This window comes from Comamonas sp. (assembly GCF_009360615.1).
In the GTDB taxonomy this organism is placed as follows: domain Bacteria; phylum Pseudomonadota; class Gammaproteobacteria; order Burkholderiales; family Burkholderiaceae_C; genus Comamonas.
The window spans coordinates 34441-49585 of record NZ_SPEY01000028.1 but is presented as its reverse complement, the minus strand read 5'-3'; the positions used below and the strand labels follow the sequence as shown (position 1 = coordinate 49585).

The following is a 15145-nucleotide window of genomic DNA, read 5'->3' as shown; positions in this document are numbered from 1 at the left end:
TTCGCTTAATGACAGGTCCTGTGTAACCAGGAAGAGGGGGCATTCTGTTCACGCGCCCACTCATTTTGATGACCGACCCGTCAAACCTCAGGGCGCCAGCCGTTCGCGAATCCACTGCTGACCTTCCTGCCGGTAGCTCAGGCGGTCATGCAACCGGCTCTTGCGCCCCTGCCAAAATTCCCAGCGCTCGGGCACCAGACGGAAGCCGCCCCAATGAGGAGGCCGTGGAGGATTGAGCAAAAACTGCGCGCTGTATTTGGCAGCATTGGCTACAAGCACGCTGCGGCCGCTGATGACCTGACTTTGCGGACTGGCCCAGGCACCAATCCTGGAGTCCAGCGGGCGGCTGGCAAAGTAAGCATCGCTTTCCTCGGCGCTGACCTTTTCGACATGGCCTTCGATGCGCACCACGCGCTCGAGCTCCACCCAGTGAAATTGCAGGGCTGCGAATGGATTGCCTGCCAGTTGCCGGCCCTTGCGGCTGTCATAGTTGGTGTACCAGACAATGCCACGTTCGTCGTAGCCCTTGACCAATACGATGCGAGTGCTGGGGCGCTGGTCACCACCCACCGTTGCCAGGGTCATGGCGTTGGGCTCGGGCACCTGGGCGTTGACCGCTTCCTGCAGCCATTGATCGAACTGGCGCAGGGGATTCGGGTCGGAAGCGGATTCGCTCAACTCTGCGCGCTCATAGCTTTTGCGCAGATCGGCAATGGATGAAGATAGGCTGCTCATGCGTATATTGTGCCCCGCTGTCAAAGCGGGCGTTATGCTCGGCGGCAATATGAATCAAGAAGTTTTGCACGCTCCCTCAATCGATGCAGGTCAGCCTTGTGTGCTGGTTCTCGCTGCGGGCAGGGGCGATCGATTTCTCGCATCGGGTGGCTCCAGCCACAAGCTTCAAGCCCTGCTGGGCCTGCAAACCGTTCTGCAAAACACTCTGGCTGCAGTGCAGGCCTCCGGTCTGCCCTGGCATCTGGAATGCGGGCCGCATCCCGGCATGGGCGACAGTATTGCAGCGGCTGTCAAGGCCACAGCCAGCGCCAATGGCTGGCTGATACTGCCTGCAGATTTGCCCTTGATTCAAGCCAGCACGCTGCAACAACTGGCTTTGCAGCTGGCACAGCTGGAGAGTCGTGAACTGCGTGTGATCCAACCTTTTTATCAGGGCCAAAAGGGCCATCCTGTGGCTTTCAGTCGTGCCGCCGCGCAGCACCTCTCCCGGTTGAGTGGAGATCTGGGCGCGGCCTCCATCGTCCGCGAAGCGCAGCAGCGTCAGCGTCTACATCGCTGGGAATGCGACGACGTAGGCTGCGTGCTCGATGTGGACACCGTACAGGCCTTGGAAGAGGCGCGCAGGATCTGGCAGCAGCGTAATTCTTGATTGTCTAAAAGACTCTGAGTGAGGGCCTGACTCGGTAGCCTTTGAATTTACCGAGCTCGTCAATCAGCCAAGGCCCGGCTCCGGCTGCCTGACCTTGTCCTTGAAATGCACGCCCGTTGCTCATTTACCAGGCGATGGCAGGCTTAGGCGCCGCGCTCGATCACGGCACAAGCCAGGCGCGCGCCGGAATTGCCAGTCGGCTGGGTCGTGTAGTCATCCGGATCGTTGTGCACGATCAGCGATCGACCCAGAACGCCGTTGCTGCCTCTGTCCAGCTTGAGTTCCTTGCTCACAAAATCGACAACTGCCACACCTTGGGTATCGGCATCCAGGCTGGGCAAATCGCCGATGTGATGGGCCTTGCTGTCGTTGAACTTGCCATGTGCCTGCTGTCCCGGGTTGAAGTGGCCGCCGGCGCTCAAGCCGTCTCCGCTGGAGCAGTCGCCTTTTTCATGGACGTGAAAGCCGTGCTCGGTATTCGGCGCCAGCCCTTCCACACGACCTTTCACTCGCACGCTGCCGTCAGGCTGCGGGAAGAACTGCACCGTGCCCGTTACCTGGCTGCCCTTGGTGGCTTCCAGGCGTGCAATCGACTGCACGCCTTTCCCGGGACTTGCCGCTGGAGCTGCTTCAGAAGAAGAGGGCGCTGCCGTGTTGCTGCTCGTTGAGCAGGCTGTCATGGCCAGGCTTGCAACAATCGTCAGACCTGCCCAGGCAGGGTGCGAAAAGAGGGAGGCAACACGGTTGGGGGACATGGCAATCTTTCCGAATTCAAAAGGGCATTGTGCCCCGGATTGTCAGCATTTCAAGTGTTTTTCCCCTTTAGCCCAATACAGCAAAGCGCTAGTAGCTATGTTTCAAATAGCAGTAAAAGACGTGCAACCGCTTTGTTGGAAATCTGCGTAGGCCAGCAGGCGCTTGAGTGCCTTGTCGTCGATGCCCAGTCGTTGCAGCTCCTCGAAAGTGGCCTGTGCGTAGTCCAGCGTCGTGCCATATATGCCCTGGGCCTCCGAGAAGATGCGCCGGTATTCGTCCGGCGCCAGCTCGCCGGTGTGATGCGGGCTTTGGCGCGAGAGCGTGAATGCGAGGGCCTTCACGGCACCATGCGGCGTGCGGCAAGGCAGCCAGCGCGGGTCATAGACGGCATTGGGCATCTCACGCAACCAGAGCTTGCGCATGACGGTATCGCCTTGGTTGCGCGGAATGCGGAAGGCCATGCCCTGGCAACTGCCGCCAGAGAGCATGCCGAACACCAGGCCTGGCACCTGGGGCGTGCCACGATTGATAGTGCTCCACATTTTGAGAGCGCGATGCCAACCATGCACATGGGCCGAGCGACGTTCGCTGAAGTCGAATTCGGGACGCCAGATCAGGGAGCCGTAGCCAAAAATCCACAAATCCTCGTCGCCTCCCCACTGCGCCAGAGCCCGCTCCAGCATCTGGTCAGCATCACGCATGGAATGGTTCAGCAAGGGCAGGGCGGACATGGAAACTCCTCAAACCGGATTCAGGACTGAATTGACTTTGATATATAACGCGCTGGCGCGCCGTCGGTGCACCTGCACATGCGCGAAGGCGTAAAAGCAACGGTTTCCCGCAGTGAAATGTCCGAGATTTGAATCTTTTTTGCGATTGCGGCCACAGCCGCCGTTAGGGCGTTTCACTGCAAGCCTCTAGAATGCGTGGTTTTGTCGCTTTGCCAGTCGGAAGCTTGGAATCAGGCCGCAGAGCGTCACGAATACAGGTTTCGTACTTTCATAATCACCCGCAAATACGGAGATTTCATTCATGTCCTTCAACAGCTCTGACGACGATAGCCAACAACGCTTTGCCCTGGGTTTTCTGTTTGCACTGATTGCTCTGGTGGTCTCCACCGTCGTCGGCACCGTCGTCTACAAGCGCGGTATTTCCCATGCGCCCAAGGTGGAAGCGGCAGTGCCCACAGCCTCCGCGACCAATGTGCCTGTCGTGGTGGTCGAAGAAGAAGCCCGCGTGATCGTGGAGAACGGTGTGGTCAAGTTCTACTTTGTCTCAGGCAAGGCTGAGGTGGCCGCTGGCGCCAACGAAGCGCTGAGCGACGTGGTCAAGGGCGTGGCCGAAGGCAAGCGGGCCGTGATCTCCGGTTTCCATGATGCAACCGGCAGTGCTGAAATCAATGCCGAGCTGGCCAAGCAACGTGCCCAGGCCGTCCAGGCCGCCCTGATGGCATTGGGCGTGGCGGAAGACAAGGTCGAGCTGAAGAAGCCAGAGCAAACTCAGGCCGATGGCTCCAACGCCGAAGCTCGCCGCGTGGAAGTGATTCTGGTCGACTGATTCAGCCTAACACACTGACCCAGAGCCCGATACGGCACCCGCTGTATCGGGCTTTTTTGCTGTTCGAAACTCTGTCTCAATCAGCTGTTTTCAATGAACCCGGCTGCTGGAGGCTGACCCAGAGCGAGGACTCTTTCGATGCCGTCGGCATCGACCTGGCGCATGACAAACGATCTGCGCGCAAAGCGCATCGAACGGATTTGCCAGCGTCCGTTGATGCGTGCGTATTCATCGCTGTACTGACCTGAAAGATTCACGATCGTGCGCTCCTTGACATTGATCTGGCAGAAATCCAGATCCCACAAGCCCTTCGCACTATCGGCTCCCGTAATGCTGATCTGGGGGTTGTGGCCGTGGTGCATATCCTGGATGGAAGGGTTGGCAGCCGCCAGTCTGGTGAAGGTTGCAACCCATTCTTCGCGATTCGAAAAAGGCGGAAAGCCGTCGGCTTCGATGACTGCGCCATGCTTCACAAAGCACTCACGCATGGCGTTCGGCTGCTTTTGATCGCAGGCCCGCAGGTATCGAGCCTTCAACGTTGTTATCGACTGGATATCTTCAAGATGCCGCAAACGCTGCTGAAGTTGGGCCAGAATCGCATCGCTCATTGCCTGTCTCCGGATTTGTGTTTGAGCACGGAGTCTTGAATAGCGGCCAATGACTGAAAACCCCTGTTTGGACGATAGGTAGCTCGCTCAGGCATGAAAAAAGCGGCAACCAGGTGCCGCTCGTTTTCGGGATCCGGAGAAGAAAAATCAACGCAGACCGGTGCCGGTACCCAGATCGTCCTTGCGTTGGATCAACTCGATCTTGTAGCCATCAGGATCCGTCACAAAAGCTATCACCGTGCTGCCACCTTTGACAGGGCCTGCTTCACGGGTCACATTGCCGCCAGCAGCCTTGATCTTCTCGCAGGCTGCATAGGCATCGGGCACGCCCAGAGCAATATGGCCGTAAGCCGTACCCATGTCGTAGCTCTCTGTGCCCCAGTTGTACGTCAATTCGATTTCGGCCTGATCCGGATTGCCACCTTCGAAACCCAAAAATGCCAACGAGTATTTGTACTCCGGGTTCTCAGACGTGCGCAGCAGTTGCATGCCGATGACATTGGTGTAGAAATCAATAGAGCGCTGGAGATTGCCAACGCGCAACATCGTGTGGAGGAATCGCATGTTCGACATTTTGCCAGCAGCTTCGGTGCCGTATGTTCAGTGAGGCCGAAGCAGCGCCAACCCTCTGGTTAATTCCATGCTCACAGTGTAGTTTGATAGTGTCGTTCGGCCCGTCACCTGTGACGAACCATACCTGAACACCAGCGGCCAGGACCGCCCCCTTGTGGTTGATGCAGCGACTGGCTCCCGCAGCGATGGCCGCAACACCCGCTACCGCAACGCGCCAATGCCCCAGGAGGTGGCCCAGGTGCGCTCTGTCCTGATGGAGAACTGAAACAATCGGGCTCTAGCCGAGTGCTTTTGGAGTCTGCTACGGTAGGTAGGCGGCCGTCTCATAACGCCTCTGAGCGGACAGTCAAGCTACTAACGCTTGGGTTAAGCCGTGCCGTGAAGCGACGTCAGCTTGAATAAATTGTTAGACCTTACTCGCCCTTCATGTTTGCATCCAGTCGCGCTACGCCAGTAGATTGCATTCCACTGCAGCGGGTTCATGGGGCGGTCGCGATTGAGAAAGACGGCCGAGCCGTTGCCAAGCTGCCAGCCGTGCAACCGGACCCCATTACGGGGAAGAAACTGGGAAGCGGGCGGTGATCCGAGCGATGTGACGAGGTGCTTGTAGGCTGCTTGATGAGACCACCACGGGACGTTGATCGAAACTTGGTCAAGAAGACCACCCGCAAAGAAGAACGACATGTAGAGAGTGGGAACGCCATTCGTTGAACTGACCTCCACAGCACAGACATGTTGTACTGCGAGGGGGCCTTGATAGGGATAGCAACTGACGGGATAGCCGCTGAAGTGCGCCTTGAGACGGTTCTGTCCACTCCTCGGATAGTGCCGAGATATCGAGCGATGCAGGTTTGCGAGTTTGCGTGAAGTACTGCTTGTACTGCCTCAAGTTCCCTGCCTGCAAGAACAGCAAACCCGCAATGCCAGCACACAAGCAAAGTAGGAGGAAGACTCTTCGGAGGCTCAGGGGACGCGTTCGAGGTTGTTCGCCGGGAGAGAGCATTGCTTGTGAAATCTTATGAAATGTCTAAGTCGACCGGCGTGGGCGGGTCGGCTTGAGCGCCGGGTTAGACCCAACACGAGCGCCTGCTCAGTCGTAGTCGGCAAAGGCGAACCCCTTATGGGGGTATCGGGGGCAGTGCGCCTGATGTTCGCCCGCTGATAAGGCAATACCCGGCGCAAGTGAATCATGCGGTCGTGGCACCACTGGTAAGGCGCGGCACTGGTTCGCGTGGCGCGCTCTTGGCAAGCATTGGGCCTTTTCGCTCCGTGTCGTGATAGACAAACCGCCGTAGGCGCTATGTCCTATGATTTGACCCAAAGAAGAGGAGGGGGGAGAGTTATGGGACATTACGATCCTGGAGGCTGGCAGCGCGAAAACCCATTTACGGGTGGGCGCAATGAAATGAGCTTTTTCAGGAAGTTCATTCTTACGATTGTGGTGCTCTTGATTGGGGTGCTCGCGTACAAGTATCAGGCGGTGATCTTGGGTTTCTTCGTTGTGCCTCCAGTTGCAGTACCTCAACAACCATCTTTTCGGCCGTTGCCAGAAGCAACAGTCATTGCACCAAGAGTCTTGCCACCTGAGCAGCCGCGCTCAGAATCCGCAGGTCAGATTTATCGGTGCGGAAATACCTACAGCAATACTCCGTGTGAGGGCGGCAAGCAGATAGCGCAGCAAAGCAGCTTGTCGGTTGAGGCATCGACGACAAAGGAAATCTACCTCTGCAAAGATTTTCACGGAAACCTGACCTGGGAGAGCACCGCCTGCTCGGTTAATAGTCGCTTTATTGAGCGGATTGCGCGTGTTCCAGCCAATATTTCTTGGGATGACCAGGTCGCCATAGCGAGGCACCAGCGAAACCGCGCGCACGCAAATTCTGCTGAGCAAGTTGTTCCGGTGGCAACTCGTCCTACTGGTGGTAAAGCCAATGCCTCTGAGTGCCGGGCACTAGATGAACGCGTGAATTGGCTGGATAACCTGGGGCGGATCGGTGGAGGCGGTTACACCATGGACTGGATTCGCGAGGAGCGGCGTAAAGCGCGTGATCGACAATTCAGAATCGGTTGCTAGCCAATTTGGAAGATTGGAGCGTTTGCAGGAGCATTTTTCTGCCTTGTAAGCTCCTTTTCCAGAGTCAAGATTTTCTTGACAAGCTTGCTATTTCTGCGTTGGAGAGATTCAGCTCTGGCGTAGTTGCCTGCGGCATGGTTGAAAGCGACTGCATCGATAGTCGCAATGCCCCAGCGCGACTCCCAGAACAAGGCCAAATGAACGGCGCGAGGGTCGTCTTGACCCTGGCGTCGATATTTCCGGATCGTTGCAGGCATGCTTAACCTTGGGATGCCTACAGTGAAAGGCCTTAGTGCTGCAAGTAGTCTAGCATTTGTGATTAAACATAATATACAAACCGTCGGCGGCTTGGGTCATGTTTGCTACGGCAGCAGTAGCGGCACCACTAGCACCCATCAGCGTTCCTGCAATAGCTGCACCCGTTAGAAACTTGCGAACCATGCGCGATTTGCACGCGCTTTCGCGCTCGCTTTCAAGGGCGGCGATAACGATCCATTTTTGAGCGTCCAAGCCCATTTCCTCGGCCAGTGCGCCAGCAATTGCGGGACTCAAATGCCCACGTGTTCTAGCCGTGCGTAGGGCGCTTGGCGTTAGGCGTAAATGAGCGGCCCAATCGGACGCATTGCGTTGTTTTAGCGCTTGCTCTAGCAGTTCAAGAGTAGTTTGCATATAGGGCCTCGTCACATGTTGTAGCGGTGCTACGTTCTGTGACGATCATACGCACTAACAGCGCTACATGGTGTAACGTTCGCTGCGTCACAAGTCGTGACGATTTAGGAGCGAACATGATTCAAGTCTCGGTGAAGTCGACCGACGTCCGCAACCAAAGCGGCAATGCGAAAGCCTCCGGAAAGCCTTACAGCCTGAACTTTCAGACCGTCTGGGTTCACACGGTTGACCGCAACGGCAACCCCAATCCGTACCCCGAAAAAACCGAGGTCATCCTCGAAAAGAACGAGCAGGGCGCAGCTCTGTTTTATCCCGTGGGCGAATACACATTCGCTCCAGCATCGATCTACGTGTCCCGCACTGGCGATCTGGCACTCAGCCCCAAGCTGGTGCCCCTGAAAGCCAAGCCTGCCCCCGTGCAGCAGTAAAGGGGCGCGTCATGGAAACCGCAGCACGCGAGGCCATGGCTCAAGGGGCGCTTCTGGCGCTCCTTTTTGCATGGAATGAACACCAGCCGCCCGGCGTCAAGGCAGACCGCGTGACGGTCACTTTGCACGTCGATACCGACCTTGTGTCGTACAGCGAGGCCACGTTCTGGGCCGGTGACCATGCCATCGGCGGGGAGGGCTTCTGATGGCCTCCGATCTCCGGAAATCCTGGCTCGTTACGGTCGAATTTTTGACCGGCAAGCGTGCTGGCGAGGTGCATAAATTCCGCTGGTTCAAGCGTGCTGATGCGCTTCGCTGCAAGCGTGATTTCGTGCGTCCTGGCGCTGAAAAGCTGTCCAAAGTTTCCATTCGTGAATGCGTGGGTCGCAACACGTTTGACGGTTGGGTAGACGCATGACCGTTGGCCGCATTGCTCCAGTGCCTGACCGGCTCAAATTTGCCCCCAGCAACGGTGCGCAATACCTCGACTTCCTGCGCGCTCGCGCCCATGAGCTGGACTTCCCGTCAGCTCGCAAAAACCTCCCGCCCGACTACGACCAGCAGTGCTACCAAGCGCACTGCGCTTTGCGTCGTCATGCGGTGTACCTGATCGAAGTGGGGGTGCGCTGATGATTGATCGTCTTGATCTCATTCGACGTGCTGCTGCACTTCCTCCAGACAAGGATCAATTTAAATTTGATCAGTCGAAATTCGAGCGCTGGGCGCACGTCGAATACAAGGGCGTGTCCCCACGCATGAAGGCCGCACGTGCGCGCTATGTGGCCCGTTCTGAGGCCAATGCGCGCGTCCAGCATGCACGCATGGCCGCGTTGCTGGGCGAGGCGCAGGCAGCGCGCGAAGCGCGCGGGCTTGTCTCACTATCAACAACTTGCAAGAGTGGAAATTCAGGTCTTTCGGCTGTTGATTTCTTGGCTTCCGAAAGCATAGAGATTGACCACCAAAAGGCCCGCATTACCCGCATGCAAAAGAGCGTGGGTATCGCGGCCAAAGCCCTGCATAACCTGGGCAAGAAAAACCAACGCGTCTGGATGCTCACGTTGACCTATCGCGGCACAAACCGCGATTGGAGAGCAGAGCACATCAGCCGCTATCTCGATGGCCTGCGTAAGTGGCACTACAGCCGCACCGGCTGCAAAAAGGTTCGCTATGTCTGGGTCGCTGAGCTGCAAAAGCGCGGCGTCATTCATTACCACGTGTGCGTGTGGCTGGACAACGGCCTGACCCCTCCGAAGCCCGATAGCGCCTGGAAAAAGAAGGGTGCATTTCAAGCGCCTATGTGGGCGCACGGCATGTCAAACCGGGTACGTGCAACACATCCCGTTGCGTACCTCATGAAGTACGCCAGCAAAGGCACATCAGAAGGGAAGTTTCCGCATGGCGCTCGCATCAGTGGTGTTGGTGGGCTTGATGAAGTTGGCCGGGGTTGCCGTCGCTGGGTTCTGTGGCCTGCGTATGTGCAGGGCAATGCTTCGATCAGGGACAAGTTCAGACCTGCGCCGGGAGGCGGCTATCTCAATGCTGAGACAGGCGAACTCCTACGGTCTGAGTTCGTGCCAACGGGCGGCGGTTTTACGCGATTTGTGCGCGTTAGGACAACGCCCAGAAGGCTCGAAAACGTAGGAGGGCCGTTTGAGTGGCTCCCTGAGTCGCAGTTAGCTCACTGAGTTGCTGGCGGGAGCTTTAGCTCCCGGCAAGCGAGTGCGAAGTGAGCGTCGGTGTAGAGGCGTATCTGCAAGCGTCGCGTGCGGCGTTTTTGGGTGCTGTTTCAGTGCCAATTCATCAACCAACTGAAGGAAAAAACATGCTGAAGAAAACTGCTCTGCGCTTGGCCGCAATCCCTGCTTTCGTGGTCGCCACTTCCGGCTCCGCAATGGCCGCTCTGCCCGAAGGCGTGAGCACCGAAATCTCCACCTACAAGACCGACGCGCTGGCCGCCATGGCTCTGATTCTGGCCGCTGGTGTGGCTATCTGGGGTCTGAAGAAGCTCGGCACCAAGCTGGGCTGGTTCTAAGCGGGCGGGCGGGTATGGCTGAGACACAAACCATCGTTGTGCAGGTCAAGCCCGCGCCTCCTGACCCTGAGACGTTGGCAGACCTCTCTGAGCTGGCAATGCTGTTCTTCGTGGCCTGCATTGCCATCTACTGCATGAAGGCGCTCATACGACTTTTCTCCACCGACTCACACAATGACTAATGCCAAGTTCTATCGAAATCTTATTTGCGCTGGGCTTGGCGCTCTTGCTCTTGGTTACGTTCCGCTAAGCCATGCTTTCTACGCGCAGGCCTCCGCTCCAGCGGGCTTTACGGCCGGTGCAATCAACACCTACAACGCGGCCAAAGCTGGCGTAACAGCTTCTGTTGAGCTTGGGCGCATCGCGGCAAATGCTTCGCTGAATGTCGGCGGTAGAGCCGTCAACATCGCCACAAAAATTCCTCTCGCTGCCAACGCTGCACGTATCGCTGCAGCAGCGATTTATCTGCACCCTGGCGTGCGCACGGCGGTCACGGTTGCGGCGTGGCTGGGGGCCGGAAAATTCTTCTATGACGTTTCTAAGGGCTGGCTAGAGCATCAAGACTTGCCGGTGTCTGATGGCATGCAATATGCAACGTCTTACGCCGGCCCCTGGTATCCGACGTTTGAGGGAGCATGTTCGTCGCGCAATGGTGTCATTCGTGCAGGTCAACCCTTGAGGTGCTGGCGTAGTACCAACCCTGGAGACCCGGTTGAATATCCGATTGTTTCCCAGAGCGCAGGGGCCTCATGTCCTAAGGGCTGGTATGTCACCTCTGCAGGCTGCGTGCAGACGCAACCTATGCAGCCGGTCACTCAGGAACGGTTCGTTGACCGGCTTGTGCTGAACCCCATGTCTCCAAATATCGTGCCGGAGCTGCCCTTCGATCTGCCGGTCGATGTGCCCTATATCGAGCCGCTCTTTGTGCCGACAGGTGCCCCCGTAAAGAACCCCAATTACGACGCGACAAAGCCTCAGACGGGCGCGAATCAGCCCTACACACAACCAGGCGTAAAGATCGAAGGGGCCAACGATGCGAAGAACCCTTTTCAGGTCAATGTGCAGCCCAGCGACAGGCCAACGGCCACCCCTCAGGGTTCTACTAACCCTCAGCCGATAACGCCGCCGGGAACTGAGGGGGACGGCTCGACAGACAAGCCAAAAGAGGACAAAGACGAGCGCGATTTGTGCGAGAAAAACCCGGACATTCTGGCGTGCCAAAAGGTCGATACAGAGGTGGAGGATTCCGAGATACCGAAGGCTGAAAAAACGGTGCGCTATGCCCCGGAAAACCCGTTTGGCGGCGGCTCCTGCCCGGCAGATCAGTATGCGAAGATCGGCACGCAGCAGATGAAAGTCATCGACTGGACGCAAGACTGCATGTTCATTCGCGATTACGTCAGGCCCATAGCGTTCGCGATCACTGCGCTCATCGTTGCGGGCATTCTTGCGGGGGCCTTGAAGCCATGAAGATCGCAACCTTTATCATGTCGCTCGTGCAGCCATTGATAGCCCGGATTCTCACGGCGCTGGGCTTCTCCCTGGTGTCCATCGTGGGCGTTACCGAATCCATCAACGCTATCAAAAATGAGATCGTCACGCATGTGAATACGCTGCCCGTAGACATGCTCAATCTGTTCCTGTTCAGTGGTGGCGGTATCTGCTTGGGCATGATCTTGGGTGCCATCGCATTCAGGCTCACGCTGTGGCAAATCCAGAGCGCCACAAAGATTCTCGGAGTGAACCCGGGATGATCACGGTAATCACTGGCACTCCGGGTGCAGGCAAGACCCTGTACACCATTGAAAAGCTGCTGCTGCCCCAGATTGGCAAGACCATCAGAGGGCGCGATGAGCACGGCAATCAGGTAGAGCACGAACGCAAGGTCTACACCAACATCAACGGCCTGCAGATCGAACATGAGCTGATCGACGGCGGCGATAACCAAGGCCTGCGGGACTGGCACAAGTGGGCAAAGCCCGGCTCGCTCATCGTCTTCGATGAGGTGCAAAAAGTTTGGCCTCCACGGCCCAATGGCTCCAAGATTCCAGAGGATGTGCAGGCTCTCGACACCCACCGGCATATGGGCGTCGACTTCATCCTGATCACGCAGAACGTGCTCAACGTTGACCGGCATATCCATGCTCTGGGCGGTCGGCATTTGCACGTCAGGCGTGTGGCAAATATGCCGCTCGCGACGGTCTATGAGTGGGACCACATCAGCCGCGGATTGCTGTACAGCAAAGCCATCAGCAAGGCCCCCTGGAAGTACAGCAAAAAGGTCTTCAAGCTCTACAAGTCCAGCGAGCTGCACACCAAGCAGCCGCGCCGCATTCCGGGCCTTGTGTGGTTCATCCTGGTCGGCCTTGTGGCCATGGCCGTGCTCACGCCCCAGGTGTTCGAACGCATAGGAGGGCGTCTCAGTGGCAAAGCTGTCGTACCAGATGAAAAGCCTCACGCGGTATCTGGTGCGCCAGCTGCTGCGGGAACTGCTGCGCAACCTGCTCAGACGGTAGCGCCGCTGGATCAGGCGCCAGATGAGAGAGTGGATTTCATTCCGAGGGTCTATGACCGGCCCTGGACCGCACCGGCCTATGACAAGCAGCGCGTAGTTGTGCGCATGCCGATGGTCGATGGCGCTATCTGCAACGCAAAGCATGGTTGCATCTGCTTCAACGAGGGCGAGCGCCTGGAGATGTCCAGCGAGGCCTGCGGCGAATGGATTGAGGGTGCCAAGTTCAACCCCTACAGAATCCCGCCAAAACCCCAGCCTGCGCCGGTGCAGGCGAAGAAAGAAGACCCACCGCCAAAGGCCGACGATTCGATGCACTACGAGGCTCCGAAGGAACAGAAGCATGCGGACATGTCGGCCATCCCCAAAGCCGCCAGAATGGCGCGCATGGCTCAATCTGGGGCGCTGTAGGGGGTATCGGGGGCCGCGCCCCTGATGTCAACCGTCGATCAGGCATTGCCAGTTACACCGACCTGGCTGCACGCGGCACCTTCCGCAGTTACGTGGATCTGGCTCGCGTGGCGCGTTTCTGGCAAAGATCGGGCCTTCGCTCCGTGTCCTGAGAGCAACCGCCGTAGGCGCTCTGTCCTATGATTTGCCCGAAGGAGCGGGTTATGGGACAGATGGATCGGGATTATTGGCGTGATCGCTACAACAAAAAGACGAATGCAGGCAAAGACTTGAATGAGATTAGGGCAGAGGAGGCTAGGCCCCCTCGACCGCCGCGCGAGCTGACATTCGTTGAAAAGTTTTTTACGACCATAGCGGTCGTTCTCATCTCTGCAGCGCTCTATCGTTATCTGAAATAGATCAGCCGACCATGAAGATTGGAGCGTTTGCAGCGTGGCCGTCGTTTTGAGCTAGCTCTGCCTCTAGCTGTTCGATTTGCGCTATGAGGCGCTTGTTTTGGCGTTTCAGGCTTTCTGCCAGTGCTGCATGTGCTGCTGCGTGATTGAAGGCTACAGCGTCTGCTGTCATGCGTCCCCAGGTAGATTCCCAAAAAAGGGCAAGCATTACGGAGCGTGGCGCTTGCCCTTGGGCGCGGTACTTTCTAAGTGTTGAGGGGCTGATTCCGAGATGGCGGGCTATCTGGTCGATATCGCCATGGATGTCGTTTAGCAGCGTGTGGAGATGGGGGAGATTGGCTTGAGATGGTGCACGGAACATCACATGACGTTCGGGCTATCGTTATACAAAATGGAGCGATCTACGTTTCAGCAGCTTGGCCCTGAGCCGGACGGCCAAGCTATTTAACATAATATACATCGTATCTAGTAGATAAGCTTTAAAAAAGAGAGCGCTAAGGCTCTGATTTCTAAGGCTTTTGGCGGACCTCACGGCCAGCATCGCTACTACAACCTCTTACCCAAATTCAGCGAGAAGAACAACTCACCTCGTTGACGCACGGTTCGCACTCTAAGGACTTCGCTCCCAACTGTCAAACATTTTTGTTTCACCTGTCATGTTTTGGCGGCTCAGGCATTGAGTCGATTGCTACAAACTCGCAAGCATCAGGCCAACCATGAGCGGCCAATGGGTCGCCGCACTTCTTGCACGGACTTAGGTCGAACTCGTCCTGCTCGTCGTCCCCGGAGTCAATATCGCCACAGCCCATTGGGCAGCAGTCTGGATCTAGGCCATGGCTGCAGAAACCGTCATCTCTCTGCATTCGTGCAGCCACTGCGCGCTCCACAGGCGTTGTGTATCCGTGCTCGATGGCAATCTCGATTGCGCGAGCTCGCTGGGCTTCGGGCACCTGTTGAAGCGCTATGTCAATGCTCGCTCCGACTCGTTTTTCGAACATCTCGTACACGAGGCCACAGCCTTGGTATGCAGCGTCCGACAAGGCTGCGCACTTCGCTGCCCAGTCCTTTTCTGAGAAGACTTCTGCCACGCGAGCTGGTGCCTCGCCGAGTGCTACGACACTTGGAGACGTAGTAGTAGTTCTTTGTAAAGAAGACCCTTGTATATAGAGTGCAGGAAACGGCAAATCAAGTTTGCAGGTTTCGGCATCGAATTTGGGCTCCAGTATGCAGGTTTCGGCAAACGGTTTTGATGCTTCTTTGATGACTTGGCCAACCCAGCGCCCGTCGACGTGATCGAGTAGCCCAGCCAGGACTGCGTGCCTTTCGATTTCGGTCATAGGTCGACCTGGGCAGTGTGAAGGCAAGGCCCCGATGGCTCCACCGCAGACCCTGCACTGGGTTCGGCCGCGTCCGATGCTGTGAGGTGGATAGGTCACTAGCCGCTTAGCTGGCTGGTCGGCGTCCATCATGCGGCGGTCGATGTGCTCGAGCTCGGCTATGACGGCTGGGCAGACCGGCATCAATCCATTGCCTGGCGGCCAGCGCTGCAGCCACATGACCTGATCCGGGTATTTGAGGCCGAGTTTCGCGTGGTGCCAGGTCAAACTGCCCTCGGCAAAAGCACTGAGCACGTTCCATCGGTGCCGCAGCCGAAACCAGAAGCTACGCGATTTCCATAGCTCTAGGCGCTTGTCTGGCGCGGTGTTGTCGCCAATCTCGTAATCAGTTGAGCAGGTGGATTTCATG

General features: G+C 57.3%; 21 protein-coding genes. 13 read left to right on the top strand and 8 right to left on the bottom strand.

Features of this window, described 5'->3' with window-relative positions:
* Positions 1–87: 87 nt before the first annotated feature.
* On the bottom strand, positions 88–735 hold the full coding sequence (pdxH, locus tag E2583_RS10220; protein WP_291595436.1) for a pyridoxamine 5'-phosphate oxidase: 648 nt from the start codon (positions 733–735) through the stop codon (positions 88–90).
* 34 nt (positions 736–769) lie between these two features.
* On the opposite strand from pdxH, the gene E2583_RS10215 reads away from it, so the two are divergent.
* A complete protein-coding gene (locus E2583_RS10215) occupies positions 770–1384 on the top strand; it encodes an NTP transferase domain-containing protein (protein ID WP_291595435.1) in 615 nt (204 codons plus the stop codon).
* 143 nt (positions 1385–1527) lie between these two features.
* Here E2583_RS10215 and E2583_RS10210 read toward each other — a convergent pair whose 3' ends face one another.
* Positions 1528–2139 (bottom strand): superoxide dismutase family protein, encoded by a 612-nt coding sequence (locus tag E2583_RS10210; protein ID WP_291595434.1) that lies wholly within the window; start codon positions 2137–2139, stop codon positions 1528–1530.
* A gap of 102 nt (positions 2140–2241) precedes the next feature.
* Positions 2242–2871, bottom strand: coding sequence for a gamma-glutamylcyclotransferase (locus E2583_RS10205; RefSeq protein ID WP_291595432.1), 630 nt, complete (start codon positions 2869–2871; stop codon positions 2242–2244).
* 301 nt (positions 2872–3172) lie between these two features.
* On the opposite strand from E2583_RS10205, the gene E2583_RS10200 reads away from it, so the two are divergent.
* Entirely contained in the window at positions 3173–3697 is a 525-nt protein-coding gene (locus E2583_RS10200; protein WP_291595431.1) for an OmpA family protein, read from the top strand.
* Positions 3698–3777: 80 nt separating this feature from the next.
* On the opposite strand, the gene E2583_RS10195 is transcribed toward E2583_RS10200, so the two are convergent.
* Both E2583_RS10195 and gloA read right to left on the bottom strand, forming a co-directional pair.
* Entirely contained in the window at positions 3778–4305 is a 528-nt protein-coding gene (locus E2583_RS10195; protein WP_291595429.1) for a nuclear transport factor 2 family protein, read from the bottom strand.
* 147 nt (positions 4306–4452) lie between these two features.
* A complete protein-coding gene (gloA, locus tag E2583_RS10190) occupies positions 4453–4869 on the bottom strand; it encodes a lactoylglutathione lyase (RefSeq protein ID WP_053282090.1) in 417 nt (138 codons plus the stop codon).
* Between the two features lie 1351 nt (positions 4870–6220).
* Here gloA and E2583_RS10185 point away from each other — a divergent pair.
* A complete protein-coding gene (locus E2583_RS10185; protein WP_291595426.1) occupies positions 6221–6952 on the top strand; it encodes a hypothetical protein in 732 nt (243 codons plus the stop codon).
* 306 nt (positions 6953–7258) lie between these two features.
* Here the strand turns inward: E2583_RS10185 and E2583_RS10180 are convergent, their stop codons facing one another.
* Positions 7259–7621 (bottom strand): hypothetical protein, encoded by a 363-nt coding sequence (locus tag E2583_RS10180; RefSeq protein WP_291595424.1) that lies wholly within the window; start codon positions 7619–7621, stop codon positions 7259–7261.
* A 116-nt stretch (positions 7622–7737) separates the two neighbouring features.
* Between E2583_RS10180 and E2583_RS10175 the strand changes: the two genes are divergently transcribed.
* The 10 genes from E2583_RS10175 to E2583_RS10130 all read left to right on the top strand — a co-directional run bounded on the left by E2583_RS10175 (position 7738) and on the right by E2583_RS10130 (position 13004).
* Positions 7738–8049, top strand: coding sequence for a single-stranded DNA-binding protein (locus tag E2583_RS10175; RefSeq protein ID WP_291595422.1), 312 nt, complete (start codon positions 7738–7740; stop codon positions 8047–8049).
* 11 nt (positions 8050–8060) lie between these two features.
* Positions 8061–8255: a hypothetical protein gene (locus E2583_RS10170; protein ID WP_003055233.1), complete on the top strand. Its 195-nt coding sequence runs from the start codon at positions 8061–8063 to the stop codon at positions 8253–8255.
* Positions 8255–8467: a hypothetical protein gene (locus E2583_RS10165; RefSeq protein ID WP_291595419.1), complete on the top strand. Its 213-nt coding sequence runs from the start codon at positions 8255–8257 to the stop codon at positions 8465–8467. Before E2583_RS10170 ends, E2583_RS10165 begins: the two co-directional genes overlap by 1 nt.
* Entirely contained in the window at positions 8464–8679 is a 216-nt protein-coding gene (locus E2583_RS10160) for a hypothetical protein (protein WP_291595418.1), read from the top strand. Before E2583_RS10165 ends, E2583_RS10160 begins: the two co-directional genes overlap by 4 nt.
* A complete protein-coding gene (locus tag E2583_RS10155; protein WP_291595416.1) occupies positions 8679–9734 on the top strand; it encodes a hypothetical protein in 1056 nt (351 codons plus the stop codon). The genes E2583_RS10160 and E2583_RS10155 overlap by 1 nt, the downstream gene beginning before the upstream one ends.
* A 137-nt stretch (positions 9735–9871) precedes the next feature.
* Positions 9872–10081, top strand: coding sequence for a major capsid protein (locus E2583_RS10150; RefSeq protein ID WP_291595414.1), 210 nt, complete (start codon positions 9872–9874; stop codon positions 10079–10081).
* 14 nt (positions 10082–10095) lie between these two features.
* Positions 10096–10263: a hypothetical protein gene (locus E2583_RS10145; protein ID WP_291595412.1), complete on the top strand. Its 168-nt coding sequence runs from the start codon at positions 10096–10098 to the stop codon at positions 10261–10263.
* Positions 10256–11551 (top strand): IgG-binding virulence factor TspB family protein, encoded by a 1296-nt coding sequence (locus E2583_RS10140; protein WP_291595411.1) that lies wholly within the window; start codon positions 10256–10258, stop codon positions 11549–11551. The genes E2583_RS10145 and E2583_RS10140 overlap by 8 nt, the downstream gene beginning before the upstream one ends.
* Entirely contained in the window at positions 11548–11835 is a 288-nt protein-coding gene (locus E2583_RS10135; RefSeq protein ID WP_291595409.1) for a DUF2523 domain-containing protein, read from the top strand. The genes E2583_RS10140 and E2583_RS10135 overlap by 4 nt, the downstream gene beginning before the upstream one ends.
* Positions 11787–13004 carry a zonular occludens toxin domain-containing protein gene (locus E2583_RS10130; RefSeq protein ID WP_291595407.1) on the top strand — a complete coding sequence of 406 codons (1218 nt, stop codon included), beginning with the start codon at positions 11787–11789 and terminating at the stop codon, positions 13002–13004. Before E2583_RS10135 ends, E2583_RS10130 begins: the two co-directional genes overlap by 49 nt.
* Before the next feature lie 399 nt (positions 13005–13403).
* On the opposite strand, the gene E2583_RS10125 is transcribed toward E2583_RS10130, so the two are convergent.
* Positions 13404–13760, bottom strand: coding sequence for a hypothetical protein (locus tag E2583_RS10125; RefSeq protein WP_291595405.1), 357 nt, complete (start codon positions 13758–13760; stop codon positions 13404–13406).
* A gap of 286 nt (positions 13761–14046) precedes the next feature.
* Positions 14047–15144 (bottom strand): hypothetical protein, encoded by a 1098-nt coding sequence (locus tag E2583_RS10120; RefSeq protein WP_291595404.1) that lies wholly within the window; start codon positions 15142–15144, stop codon positions 14047–14049.
* Position 15145 lies beyond the last annotated feature (1 nt).